Consider the following 12,885-nt stretch of genomic DNA (forward strand, 5'->3'; position numbering starts at 1 on the left):
GTGCCCGGGCAGGCCGGCCGCCCGTCACCTCCGCAGGTGCCGCCGGTTACGGTCGCCCGCATTCCGGCCAGGCCTGGCGCGAGTGGCGTGGTGGCCGAGATCAGCACTCCGGTTTCTTGGCGGGCACGACCGCAAGCAACCGCTTGGCGCGAGTGGCGTGGTGGCCGGGATCAGCACTCCGGTTGCTTGGCGGGCGCGACCGCAAGCAACCGCTTGGCGCGAGTGGCGTGGTGCCGGGATTGGCGTCGCGGTTGCCTGGGCGAGCACTACCGCAACCATCGGCCTGGCGCGAGTGGCGTGGTGGCCGGGATCAGCGCCCCGGTTGCCTGGCAGTCACCACCCACCCGGCGCGAGGGGTGGCACGCGCGGGGTATCCAACCGATCTACGCCCGGCGGGCGCGGCACGGGCCGGAGCGGGCAGTGAGCACGCGCCGACCGGACGGGACGGGGTGGATGCGACGGGAGCGAGGAACACCCGTACCGGAAAAGGAGCCGGAACCGGGACGCGGACCTCGGCCACACCGGTTTTACAGCGCCTGCCTCGGACGGGACGGCCGTCCGAGACAGGCGCTGGATCATTCGGCCCGGACGTGGTCGATGTCGACGGTGCCCGGGTTGATGTAGATCCACAGGATCCGGACGTCGGCCAGCGCCGTGCTGTCACACGACATCGCGGACAGCAGGTCGATGGTCGCTGTCGTGGTCGAGTCCTGGTTGACCCAGGTGAAGTTCGACTGGCACCAGGCGAGCCCGGAACCGGTCTGCACCGCGATCGCCGCGTTGGTGCCGGCCGTCGGGCTCGTCCGCAGGTCGTACTTGAGCGCGGTACGGGTGGACAGGTCGATCGGCTCGGCGAAGGTGACGCCGAACCACCCGCCGTCGGCCGCGTTCACCCGCAGCCCGTGGGTGCCGTGCGTGGCGAACGCGGTGGTCTGCTCGACCGTGCCGCCGTTGGCCTGCCACGGCGCGGACGCCCACCCCTCGGTGCCGGTCTCGAACGAGGCGAGCACCGCCACCGCGGCCGGATCGGGTTTCACGGTCACCGTCACGGTCGCCACGTTCGACGTGCGGCCGGCCTGGTCCTTGACCGTGTAGGAGACGGCCGCGCGTCCCACGTACCCCGGATCGGGGGTGAAGGTGAGGTCGCCGGAGGCGGCCGCCGCGAACGTCCCGCCGGGGACCGTCCGGGTCGTCTGGCGCTGCGGTGTGGCCGGATCCAGGTCGATGCTGGCCGGCTGCACCTTGGTGCGGTAGGCGATGTCGTTCGCGGCCGGCCGCAGCGTGACCGGGGTGTCGAACTCGGTCACCGCGGTGTCGTGGTCGGCGACCGGTGGCAGCGATCGCTGCCCTGACGCGATCTCGTGGGAGGCGTTGGTGATGGTCGTGCACACCGGGCTCGGGCAGTAGACGGTGAAGCCGTCGTAGTCCGGGTACAGGGTGCCGTCGTCCTGCGATCCGGACAGGATCCAATACAGGAAACCACTTCCACCGGTACGGGTGAAGTCGCTCATCCACTGCTGGTAGACGGGGTTGCGGGTGCTCTTGTTCTTCCAGCCGAACTCGCCGAGCATCGAGGCCTTGCCCAGTTCGCGGGCCGCCCGGTTGTGCCGGGTGATGTAGTCGGAGCCCCACTGCGCGGTGCGGTTGCCCCAGCCGTCCGGGTAGAGGTGGTACGACATCACGTCGATGGCCGGCAATCTGGTCAGCGCGATGGTGTCGATGCCCTCGCCGCAGTTGTCGATCCAGTCCGGGGCGTCCGGCCCGTCGCAGAAGAAGCCCTCGTCGCCCACGCTGGCCAGGTGCTTCGTGTCGATGCTCTTGATGTGCCGGGACATCTCGTCGGCCCACGCGGTGATCGTCTGTGTGGTGCATCCGGTGCTCTGCGGGTAGACGCCCGAGCCCTTGCAGCGCGGCTCGTTGCCCAGCTCCCACGTCATGATCGTCGGGTCGTCCCTGTACTTGACCCCGGTGATCGTGTTGACGCGGTTCAACACGTGATCGATGTAGTCGCGGTACCAGCCCTTGATGACGGGATCCGTGTAGAAGTCGTCATGATATTGACCGCCGCGCCAGCGTACATATTGATCGATGCCGCCGAAGTCGGACCAGTTGTTGGTGAGCGGCAGCACGAGCTTGATGCCGTGGCGGCGGGCCGCGTCGATGACGTAGTCCAGCCGTTCGAGGCCGTTCGGGCCGTCGTTGAAGGCGGGCTTCTCGCCGTCCCAGTACTGGAAGTAGACGCCCTCGGGGGCCGGCGCCACCGAGTTGCTGCCGTCGGCGTTGCCGATCAGGCCGAACGCCCAGGTGCGCAGCACGGTGAAGTCGGCGGCCCGGGCGTCGGCGAACACGTCGTCGACCATCGCCCGGCTCTTGTAGAACAGGTAGTAGTTGTTCGTCCCGCCGAACCGGAACGACTTCCCGTTCAGCTCGAGCCGGTGGCCGTCCCGCACCACGAACCCGGCCGACGGCGATGGCGTTTCCGGCGCCGCGACGGCCGGTGCGGTCGCGGCGAGCGAACCGAGCACGGCCGCCAGCACGGCGACGATGCGACTCCTCATGCGCGTTCTCCTGGCTACATCGAGTGTGATCGATGTCACCGTATGGCCGCGCTCCCAGCGGGTCAACCAGCAAAGTTAGCGAGTTTAAGAAACGCAGGATAGATGACGATCACGCAATTCGGCCAGAATCGGCACCATGAGTGACCATGCCGCGACAGTGCAGGACTACGACCCGTTCACTCCCGAGGCGATGGCGAACCCCACCGGCTACCTGCGCCGGATCCAGACCGAAAGCCCGCTCGCCTGGCTGCCCCCGCTCGACGCCTACCTGCTCACCCGGTACGCCGACGTCAACGCGGCCCTGCGGGACAAACGCATGGACAGCGCCAACATGGCCCGCGCCCTCCAGCACGAGGAACTCGGCCCGGCCCGCCGTGCTGTCGAGATGTGGATGGGCCACACCGTTCCCGCCGACCACGTCCGCTTCCAGCAGCTGCTCAAGCGCTACTTCACCCCGGCGATGGTCGACCGCCTCCGGCCGCGGGTGCGCGAGTTCACCCACGAACTGCTCGACGCCGTCGCCGCGAAGGGCCAGATGGACGTGGTCCACGATCTGGCCTACCCGCTGCCCGCCAACGTGATCGCCGAACTGCTCGGCATGCCGGTCAGCGACCGCGAGCAGCTCCAGGCCTGGTCCCGCGACCTCCTGCCGATCTTCGGCAACGGCGACCTGCAACAACTGCGCGAGACGCAGCGCAGCATGCTCGAATTCCACGACTACCTGCGGGACCTCGCCGCCGACCGGCGCCGCGCGCCTCGCGAGGACGTGCTCAGCATGTTCATGGCCGCCGAGGCCGAGGGCGTCCTCACCGAGGAGGAGGCGGTCGCCAACTGCGTCCTGCTGCTCTTCGCCGGCCACGAGACCACCGCCAACCTGATCGCCAACGGGCTCCTGCTGCTCTTCGACCACCCGGACCAGTTCGACCGGCTCCGCCGGAATCCGGACCTGATGCCCTCCGCCGTCGAGGAGATGCTGCGCTGCGGCGGCCCGGCCGGCGTCATCGGCCGCATCACCAGGGAACCCGTCGAACTGGCCGGCCAGACCGTGCCGGCCGGGCAGCACATCTACCTCGCGCTGACGGCCGCCAACCGCGACCCCGCCGTCTTCGCGGACCCGGACGTCTTCGACATCACCCGCGAACGCAATCGGCACCTCTCCTTCGGCATGGGCACCTATTACTGCCTGGGCGCTGCACTCGCCCGCATGGAGACCGACGAGTGCCTGCGGATCCTGCTCGACCGCTGCCCGGACCTGCGCCCCGCCTACCGGACCCCGGACCGGCAACCGACCCCGCCGTTCGGTCACCGGCTCCTCTCCCTGCAGGTGGCCTTCTGACCCGGTCTATCGAAGGCATATCGAAAATCGCATACGGCACCGCAACAGGCGTACGTCTTGAGTGGACACATGGATACTTCGAGACGTGGCATCGACCGGCGGCGCGTGATGACCTGGGCCGGTGTGGCGGCCGGCGCGCCGTTCGTGAGCACGGGATCCGCCCAGGCCGAACCCGCGGGGCGGATCCCGCCGGACACCCGGCCCGGCGGAGCCTACGACCGGTACGTGGCCGGGCTGGCCGCCGAGGGCAAATTCTCCGGTGTGGTGCTGCTGTCGTACCGGGGCCGGACCTTGCTGTCGCGCGCCTACGGTTGGGCCGACCAGGAACGGGGCATCCGCAACCACGAGGGGACCGCGTTCAGCCTCAGTTCGGCGGGCAAGCCGTTCCATGCGGTGGCCATCCTGCAACTGGCGCAGCAGGGGCGGCTGCAACTCACCGATCCGGTCGGCAAGCACCTGACCGGCTTCGCCGCGGACGTCGCCGAGAAGGTGCGCATCCACCACCTGCTGTCCGGCGCCTCCGGACTGGACATGCCGGCCGAGGAGGTGGACCGGGTCTTCGGCAGCCGTGACGAGGTGCGCCGCTACCACGAGCAGCGGGTCCGGCAGGCGAGGCTGGCCGGCGTACCGGGGGTGCCCGGCACCACCCACGCGGAGGCCGAGACCACCATTCCGGCGCTGATCGTGGAGGCGGTGAGCGGCCGGACCTACTGGGACTACGTCGAGGAGAACATCTTCCGGCGGTGCGGGATGACCGGGGCGGCGTTCCACACCCGGCCGCGGTGGCTGACCCGGGCCGACGTCGCCCATCCGTACATGCGGGTGGAGGGTGGGCGGGTGGTGGACGCCCTGCGCCATCTGGAACTCGGCAGCTCGTACCCCTATGTGGCCGGAAAGAACCCGGGCCGTGCCTTCATCGACGCCCCCGGTGACGGTGGCTTCGCCACCGCGCCGGATCTGGTCCGGTTCGCGCGGGGTCTCTACGACGGTACGGTGCTCGACCGGCCGTGGGCCGGCGTGTTCACCTCGGCGAAGATCCCGCACGGGCCGTCGTCGTTCGGGGCCTACGGGACGGTGATCGACATCCTCGGTGGCCAGCAGTCGTTGCAGCGGGCCGGCGGCAATCCGGGGGTCGGCGCCAACTGGAGCATCTATCCGGACACCGGCTGGGTGGGCGTGATCCTCGTGAACCGCGACGCCGACGGTGTGTCGCTGATGGACCTCATCGCCGAGGAGACGCGGGCGATCACCGGTGTCGCGCCCGGCGGCGGTGCGGGCGGTTGAGTTCACCGCGGCGGGGGGGGGGGGGGGGGGGGGGGGGCGCGCGGGGCCGGGGGGGGGGCCGGGCCCCCCCCCCCCCCCCCCCCCCCGCGACACTACTTCTTCTTGCTCTTCTTACCCTTTTTATCCTTCTTGTCCTTCTTCTTGTCCTTCGCCATGACGCCTCCCATCCAGCGCAATGCTCACGGAAAGTGAGCGGTCCGACACTCGGTGAACCGGTTGCGAGACTAGGGGACAAGAGTGAACGGATTGTCCAGTGTCGAACCGGCGGTGGCGCCATGGGTGGCTGTGACCTGGGCTAATGGATGGCGAAAGCGTTGCTTTGAGATGTACGTCACACAAACGGAAGGTATACTCGGGTGACCGAAGCCTCAACCGGTGGGGGCCTTGACCCCAGCTTCACATCGGGGAGGCCAGTATCGCCCGGATGGGGAACACGAGGACTATTCGTGCGATAACCGCGGCCGGCATGGCCGCGCTACTGGCCGCCTGTTCCACCGGCCTGACCCCGCCGGTCATGCCGTCCTCAGCGCCCGCCGCCCTCACCGCGTCGCCGGCGAGCGCCGCACCCACCCTCGAGTCCACCCGGTCGGCCCAGCGCGCACGCTACGGCATCCCCGACTTCGCGCCCGCCCCGGAACCGCAGCCCATCACCCTGCCGTCCGGTGACAAGGTGGAGTACCTGCGGCGCATCCCCACCACCCAGAAGGTCGCCTTCCTGACCATCGACGACGGCTACCTCAAACTGCCCGAGGGCCAGGAGCTGATCGCGGCCGCGGGCGTGCCGGTCACGCTCTTCCTGACGACCGACGCCGTCAAGGACGACCCCGGCTACTTCAAGCCCATGCTCGACGCCGGGGCCACCATCGAGGCGCACACCGTCACCCACGCCAGCCTGCGCGGCCGCTCCTACGACTTCCAGCGCCGCGAGATCTGCGGCTCGGCCGACCGGCTGGGCGCCTGGTTCGGAAAACGGCCGACCCTGTTCCGGCCGCCCTTCGGCAACAAGGACGGCACCACACTGCGGGCGGCCAAGGACTGCGGCATGACGGCCGCGTTCATGTGGACCGAAACCGTGCACAAAGGCAAGGTCCGCTACCAGGAGGGCAAGCGCGTCCAGCCGGGCGACATCATCCTGATGCACTTCCGCGAGGCCTTCCGCGACGACTTCGTCTCCGCGCTCAAGGCCATCCACCGGGCGGGCCTCACCCCGGCCCTGCTCGAGGACTACATGCCGGCGGGGCCCGCGCAGTCCGCCTCCCCATCCGCGCCGCTCGGCGCCCCCATTCACCCTGTCCGGAAAGACCCGTTCCGGTACGGCAGTGAGCACCCGTAGCACCTTCCCCGCCGACCGAGCTCGTTCCGCAACCCCCGCCGCGGGGTCTGGCCCGCTTCCTGCGGCGGCCCGCTGACGCGCCGATCCGATGGGCCCGGGCCACCACCGCACCGGCCGGATAACGCTGTGTGACAGCCGCAGGGGGCGCGGTTTCGTCCACTCAAATAGTGTTCGCCGGGTGCGGCCCAGTCGTGAACAATCGTGAACCCGGGGCGGAATATTGCCGTTACCAGAGATCTTTCGCCCGCACGGAGAGCGCGACTAAAAGCGGCCAGGACCCGACGGTTTCCAGCCGCATTTCCTTGATTCCGTAACCCTGTGGCATCCGCCGTATAGAGTTTCGCCGCAGCTACTATCCGAACCGGTGGTAATCGTTCGAAAAAGAATCGGCGACCCGGACAGGCGATTCCGATTGCGCGGGCGAGTTTCCGAGTCGCGGCCCTCCGATGGGCCGCGCCGACGAACGGAACGGCGGCGGGGTCGCATTTGAGGGAGTGTTGGCGCGGCGTCGGCGGTCGCGGTGTTTCGGTCTTTGCGGTTGGTTTCTGGGTCGGGGTTTCCCTTTGGGTCGTGTCGGCGTAGGGAGGGTTGGCTGTGTTGCGTTTGAGGGCGTGTTGGCGCGGGGTCGGCGGTCGCGGTGTTTCCGGTCTCCGCGGCTGGTTATCGGGCGGGATTTTCCGTTGGGCCGCGCCGGCACAGGGACGGTTGGCGGTGTCACGTTTGCTGGCGGACGGTGCGGGCCTGTAGTCGCGGTGCTTCCGATCTCCGCCGAACTGGCGGCTGGAATCCAGCGGCCGGCATGAGTCTTCCAGTGTCGGCGGTCGCTGGGCTGAGGTTGATCTTCCCGAGTGTCTGGGTCGGCATGGGTGCGATTGCGGTGGTTGTCGCCGGTCGCAGCGCCGGGATTGCTCCTCCCCGGGGCCGCCGGGCGGACGTGTGATTTCGTGACGGCGACTGCCCTCGGGTGATCCAGCGGTGTGGGCGACCGCCCCACCTGCGGCGATGAGTCAGGCGCTGTCGGTGGGCCTGGCGAAGTCGCGACGGTGCGGCAGTTTTCAGCCATGGGAACGGCTGCCGTGCCTGCGAGGTGCGCCGGACAGGACGTGCGGGGTGCGGGGCGGGAGTCACAGGCTGTGGGGCGGGTGCTGTCGGCTGTGGGGCGGGAGCTGCCGACTGTGGGGCGGGTGTCGTCGGCAGTGGGGCGCGCGCTGCCGGCTGTGGGGCGGGTGCCGCGGGCTGTGGGGCGGGAGCCACAGGCTGTGGGGCGGGAGCTGCCGGCTGCGGGGCAGGCTTTGTGGGGTGGACCGGATCGCGCACGTCTTGGGTGCCGGTGCTGTTGTCCTGCAGCCGGCGAAGCTTTTCGGCGTGGCGGCGCTCGAGCCCGAAAGCGCGACGCCGTTGCTGGCCGCGACGGAATTCCTCACGAGCCGGTGAATGGTTGCGCGACCTGGTCGGATCGCGCATATCGGCAATCATCCTCCGACTGAACAATGCCCCTTGTGCCATGCATTAATACTTCCGCACCCCGGCTCCGAAGTGTAAGCGGATGATCATGCCAGATCATATTTTACAATCCCCTTGCAGGGCGCGGGTGCCGGTTCGGACTGATCACCGCGAGGGTGGAATAGGCCCCCGAACTGAGCCGGTCAAGATGGGTTCAATGCTTCCGGCTGTCGCCTCATGTTCACCGGAATGGAGGAGACCGGATGGTTGGTTCCTTTGATCTTCGGTTGAAGACGACGAGCTACTGGATGAGCTCGGAGTCCATCCACCTGTGGGCTTCGGGCTACATCGCGTAGTCAGAGGGAGTTGAGCAGTCTCCGGCTTCGCCGGGCAGGCAGGAACGACTTTGCGCCGCCGAGGATCAGTTCCAGCAGGAGGTGGTGCAACCGGGACACGATCTCGGTGCGGTGCGGTGCGGTGCGGTGCGGTGCGGTGCGGTGCGGTGCGGTGCGGTGCGGTGCGGTGCGGTGCGGTGCGGTGCGGTGCGGTGCGGTGCGGTGCGGTGCGGTGCGGTGCGGTGCGGTGCGGTGGAGGCAGATACCGGTGGTTGTGGAGCGCGGTAGAGGCGGAGGTAGGTGCCGACGGGTGGTGGGGGTGTACCGGTCGCGGCGGTGGAGGTTGGGGTGCCGGTGGCGGCGCGGTGAAGGTGGACGTAAGTGGCAGTGGTCGCAGTGGCGTTTGGGGTGCCGGTGGCGAGGTGGTGGGTGCCGGCCAGGTGCCGGCGCGGGTGCGTTTGTGGGTGTGCCCGTGTTGGTTGCGTCGGTTGACCAGCAGCCGCTACGCCGCCGTGGTGTCGTCGACGGTTACCTGCCGCTGGTCCGGGGTTTGCAGAGGGACGACGGGATCGGCTCGCGGCTTTCACGGAGGAGAACGCCCGGGACGGCGGACAATCTCGCGGCCACGTCCACGATGGTCTTGCCGGCGGCGACCAGACGCTGGGCGGCCGGTGCCGTCGCGGCCCTCGGCCCCTCGGATCCGGTGGCAGCTGTGCCGGCTGGGGTCGGTGGTGGAACGCCGAACCGGCAGCGAGTCCGGCCTCGGTGAGGCCGGACTCGCTGCATGGCGGGGTCAGGAGGCGGCCAGGACGTCCACGACGAAACGCAACGTGCCGGCCGGCTGGCCGCCGCTCGGCTTCTCGCCGTAGGCGAGGGCGGCCGGGATGTCGAGCTGCACCCGGCTGCCGATCTTCGCCCCGAGCAGGCCCTGGTCCCAGCCTTTGATGACGTTGCCCGCCCCGACCTGGAAGCTGAACGGCTCGGACCGTTTCCAGGAGGAGTCGAACTCCTTGCCGTCGGCGTAGGTCACGCCGACATAGTTCACGTCGACCGTCTGACCGGACTGGACCGCCGCGCCCGTGCCCTCGACGAGGGTGGTCGACTTGAGCTCGGTGACGGTGCCGGTGCCCTTGGACACGGACGGCTTGGTACCCAGCGCGGGGTCGGCGCCCGGGGGCAGCGGCGGGAAGGCCGGGCTGGTGTCGGCGGGGTTCGCGCCGGCGTCGATGCTCGTGCTCGCGGTGGGCGACGACGACGGCGACGGTGTGCTGCCGATCCACACGATCAGCCCGACGACCAGAGCCAGGACGCCCGCCGCGGCGCCGGCCATCGACAGCACCTCACGGCGTTTCCGTGCCGCCTGAGCGCGGGCTTTGGCGACCTTCGCCTCGGCCCGCTTCTCGGCCTTGGTCTTCAGCGGTGGTCCGCTCTTGCGGGACGGACCGGGGGCGGCGGCTTTGACAGCCGCGCTACCGCGGCTCGGTACGGATTCAGGCACCGACCGACAATACGACAACTTGCTGTGTGCGGCCGACCGCCGTGGGTCAGGGCCGCCACCAGTGGTCGAGGGGGGTGACCGGCAGGGCTCGCTTGTGGCGGGTGGCGAGGTAGAGCGATTCGAGCCGGCTCGCCACCTCCGGGGTGACCTCCGCGCCCTCCAGGTAGTCGTCGATCTCGCCGTAGGTGATGCCGAGCGCCGCCTCGTCGGGCAGGGCCGGGCGGTCGTCCTCGAGGTCGGCGGTCGGCACCTTCTGCCACGTTGCCGGCGGCGCGCCGAGTTCGCGCAGGAGGGCGGCGCCCTGCCGTTTGGTCAGCCCGGTCAGCGGCGTGACGTCGACGCCGCCGTCGCCGTACTTGGTGAAGAAGCCGGTCACCGCCTCGGCGGCGTGGTCGGTGCCGACGACGAGCATGTTCAGCTGCCCGGCGATCGCGTACTGGGCGACCATGCGCTCGCGGGCCTTGACGTTGCCGCGTACGAAGTCGCGCAGCGGCTCGAAACCGGCGGCCACGGCACCGGACACCGCGTCGACGCCCGGTTTGACGTTCACCTCGATCGACCGGTCCGGGCCGATGAAGTCGAGCGCGATCCGCGCGTCCTGCTCGTCGGCCTGGACGCCGTACGGCAGGCGCACCGCGACGAACGTGGCGTCGTGGCCCTCCGCGCGCAGTTGCTCGCAGGCGAGCTGGCACAGCTTTCCGGCCAGCGTGCTGTCCTGTCCACCGCTGATGCCCAGTACGTAGCCGGTGGCGGGTGTGGACCGGAGGTAGTCCTTGAGGAACCCGACGCGTTCCCGGATCTCGTCCGCTGGCGCGATCGACGGATTCACGCCGAGTTCGGCCACGATCTGTTTACGCAGGTTCGTCATTGTCGCACTGTACTTGGCGCGGAGTCCGCCTCGCCGGGGACTCCGCGCCGGCGTGGATCAGGTGGCCGCCGGGATCGGTTCGCGCAGCCGGTGGATGAGCGCGTCGCCCACCCGGGCGGTCTCCCGCTTGTACGGCGTGTCGGACAGGACGAAGTGGCTGATGCCCAGGTCAGCGTACTTTCGCAGGGCCGCGGCCACGTCGTCGGCGGAACCGACCAGCCAGGTCGTCCCGGCGCCGCCTCCGCCGTACCGGCCGGGGGCCGTGTAGAGGCAGCTGTCCAGCACGTCACCACGGTCGGCCAGGTCGAGCAGCCGCTGCTGGCCGACCGCCGCGCGGCGCAGCAACTCGGTGCTGCCGGTGCGGCTCGCCATCTCGGCGACCTTCTCCTCGGCGTCGTGCCAGGCCTGCTCGGTGGTGTCGCGGACCAGGGTGGTGATCCGCAGCCCGAACTCCAGCGGCGGCAGATCCCGGTCCAGGTCCCTACTGAGCGTGCGGAGCCGGTCGATGCGCTCGGCGACGCCGTCCAGCGGCTCGCCCCAGAACAGCTGCACGTCGGCCTCGGTCGCGGCGACCTTCTCGGCGGCGGCTGACGCGCCACCGAAATAGAGGCGAGGACCTTTCCGGTACGGGCGGGGCGTCACCGTGGCATTCGTGACGCTGAAGTGCTCACCCGCGTACGTCACGTTCCGTTCGGTCCAGAGTCGCCGCGCGATGCGCATGAACTCCCTGGTCCGCGCGTACCGCGTGGCCTGATCGACCTCGATGTCGCCGTAGGCGGCGAGATTGTCCTGCCCGCTCACGATGTTGATCAGCAGGCGGCCGCCGGACAGCTGGTCGAGGGTGGCGGCCGCGCTGGCGAAGTGTGCGGGCCGCCAGTAGCCGGGCCGGATCGCGGCGAGTGGCTGGAACGTGGTGGTCCGGGCGGCGAGTGCCGTGGCGACCGTGAACGTGTCCGGCCGGCCCCAGCCGGTGCCGATCAGCGCGCCGGACCAGCCGTGGCGTTCCGCGGTGACGGCCAGGTCGACGCTGTGGTCGAGGGTGCCGTAGCCGGCCACCGCGTCGTCGCCGCGATGGCCGGGGTCGACGGTGTTCGGGATGTACCAGAGGAAGGTCGGGCTCATGCGGTCACCGCCGGTTCGCGCCGGCGCCGCCATGAGATCGGGACGGAGCCTGATGATTCGCTTGCGAGCTGGCTCATGCGGGACTCCGGCGGCGGCGGGCCGGGTCGATCACCGACGGCGGCTGGTAGCCCTGGTCGCGGGCGGACAGCGTGACGCCGGGCGGCACGATCTTGTCGATCTCGTCGAGCACGTCCCGGCTCAACCGGACCTGGGCGGCGCCGAGCTGGTCCTCCAGCTGTTCCAGGGTGCGCGGGCCGATGATCGGCGCGGTGACCGCCGGGTGTTCCAGGACGAAGCCGAGCGCCAGGTGGATCAGCGACAGGCCGGACTGTTCGGCCAGCAGCGCGAGGGCCTCGACGGCGGCGAGCTTGCCGGCGTTCTCCGGCGCGCCGATCTCGAACCTCCCGGGCTGGCGGCCGCCGCGGCTGGTGGCGGGTTGCGGGGCGCCCGCCCGGAACTTGCCGGACAGCCAGCCGCCGGCCAGCGGGCTCCACGGGATCACGGCAAGGCCGTACTTCTGGGCGATCGGCAGGACCTCGCGTTCGATGCCGCGGGCCAGGATCGAGTACGGCGGCTGCTCGGAGACGACCCGCTCCCGGCCGCGGCGTTCGGCGATCCACTGGCCCTCGACGATCGCCGACGGCTCGAACGTGGAGGTGCCGATGTAGCGGATCTTGCCCTGGTGGACGAGGTCGGACAGGGCGCCCAGGGTCTCGTCGAAGTCGGTGTCCTCCTCCGGGCGGTGCACCTGGTAGAGGTCGATGTGGTCGGTGCGCAGCCGGCGCAGGCTGTGCTCCACCTCGCGGATGATCCAGCGGCGGGAGTTGCCGAAGTGGTTCGGGTCGGTGCCGATCTGGCCGTGGAACTTGGTGGCCAGAAAGACGTCGTCCCGCCGGTTCTTGAGCGCCTTGCCGACGATCTCCTCGGATTCGCCCTGGCTGTACACGTCGGCGGTGTCGACCAGATTGATGCCGGCGTCCAGAGCCCGGTGGATGATCCGGATGCTGTCGTGGTGGTCGGGGTTGCCGCGTTCGCCGAACATCATGGTGCCCAGCGCCAGCGCGCTGACCTTGACGCCGGTCCGGCCGAACGGCCGCAGGGGGATGGA

The 12,885-nt window shown here is 69.8% G+C and carries 9 protein-coding genes; 4 read left to right on the top strand and 5 right to left on the bottom strand.

Annotated features, from left to right (window positions below; translation table 11 throughout):
- Positions 1-575: 575 nt before the first annotated feature.
- Entirely contained in the window at positions 576-2,558 is a 1,983-nt protein-coding gene (locus J5X75_RS08650; RefSeq protein WP_208466780.1) for a cellulase family glycosylhydrolase, read from the bottom strand.
- 136 nt (positions 2,559-2,694) lie between these two features.
- On the opposite strand from J5X75_RS08650, the gene J5X75_RS08655 reads away from it, so the two are divergent.
- The 4 genes from J5X75_RS08655 to J5X75_RS45375 all read left to right on the top strand — a co-directional run bounded on the left by J5X75_RS08655 (position 2,695) and on the right by J5X75_RS45375 (position 7,945).
- Positions 2,695-3,894, top strand: a complete 1,200-nt coding sequence (locus tag J5X75_RS08655; protein ID WP_208466781.1) for a cytochrome P450 — start codon at positions 2,695-2,697, stop codon at positions 3,892-3,894.
- A 69-nt stretch (positions 3,895-3,963) separates the two neighbouring features.
- Positions 3,964-5,178, top strand: coding sequence for a serine hydrolase domain-containing protein (locus J5X75_RS08660; protein WP_208466782.1), 1,215 nt, complete (start codon positions 3,964-3,966; stop codon positions 5,176-5,178).
- Between the two features lie 424 nt (positions 5,179-5,602).
- Positions 5,603-6,511, top strand: a complete 909-nt coding sequence (locus J5X75_RS08665; RefSeq protein ID WP_208466783.1) for a polysaccharide deacetylase family protein — start codon at positions 5,603-5,605, stop codon at positions 6,509-6,511.
- Between the two features lie 1,299 nt (positions 6,512-7,810).
- Complete coding sequence (locus J5X75_RS45375; protein WP_274383455.1) at positions 7,811-7,945, top strand: hypothetical protein; 135 nt, start codon at positions 7,811-7,813, stop codon at positions 7,943-7,945.
- A 1,137-nt stretch (positions 7,946-9,082) separates the two neighbouring features.
- On the opposite strand, the gene J5X75_RS08670 is transcribed toward J5X75_RS45375, so the two are convergent.
- The 4 genes from J5X75_RS08670 to J5X75_RS08685 all read right to left on the bottom strand — a co-directional run bounded on the left by J5X75_RS08670 (position 9,083) and on the right by J5X75_RS08685 (position 12,882).
- Positions 9,083-9,787, bottom strand: a complete 705-nt coding sequence (locus tag J5X75_RS08670) for an FKBP-type peptidyl-prolyl cis-trans isomerase (protein WP_208466784.1) — start codon at positions 9,785-9,787, stop codon at positions 9,083-9,085.
- A 46-nt stretch (positions 9,788-9,833) separates the two neighbouring features.
- Positions 9,834-10,655, bottom strand: a complete 822-nt coding sequence (gene nadE / locus J5X75_RS08675) for an NAD(+) synthase (RefSeq protein ID WP_208466785.1) — start codon at positions 10,653-10,655, stop codon at positions 9,834-9,836.
- Between the two features lie 57 nt (positions 10,656-10,712).
- A complete protein-coding gene (locus J5X75_RS08680; RefSeq protein WP_208466786.1) occupies positions 10,713-11,777 on the bottom strand; it encodes an LLM class flavin-dependent oxidoreductase in 1,065 nt (354 codons plus the stop codon).
- A 73-nt stretch (positions 11,778-11,850) separates the two neighbouring features.
- Positions 11,851-12,882 (bottom strand): aldo/keto reductase, encoded by a 1,032-nt coding sequence (locus J5X75_RS08685; protein ID WP_372450854.1) that lies wholly within the window; start codon positions 12,880-12,882, stop codon positions 11,851-11,853.
- Positions 12,883-12,885: the final 3 nt, after the last annotated feature.

The organism is Actinoplanes flavus (assembly GCF_017592555.1).
GTDB classification, from domain to species: Bacteria; Actinomycetota; Actinomycetes; order Mycobacteriales; family Micromonosporaceae; genus Actinoplanes; species Actinoplanes flavus.

Coding starts and splice junctions, on each gene's coding strand:
- J5X75_RS08650 (WP_208466780.1), bottom strand. CDS start 2,558: ATGAGGAGTCGCATCGTCGCCGTGCTGGCGGCCGTGCTCGGTTCGCTC.
- J5X75_RS08655 (WP_208466781.1), top strand. CDS start 2,695: ATGAGTGACCATGCCGCGACAGTGCAGGACTACGACCCGTTCACTCCC.
- J5X75_RS08660 (WP_208466782.1), top strand. CDS start 3,964: ATGGATACTTCGAGACGTGGCATCGACCGGCGGCGCGTGATGACCTGG.
- J5X75_RS08665 (WP_208466783.1), top strand. CDS start 5,603: ATGGGGAACACGAGGACTATTCGTGCGATAACCGCGGCCGGCATGGCC.
- nadE (WP_208466785.1), bottom strand. CDS start 10,655: ATGACGAACCTGCGTAAACAGATCGTGGCCGAACTCGGCGTGAATCCG.
- J5X75_RS08680 (WP_208466786.1), bottom strand. CDS start 11,777: ATGAGCCCGACCTTCCTCTGGTACATCCCGAACACCGTCGACCCCGGC.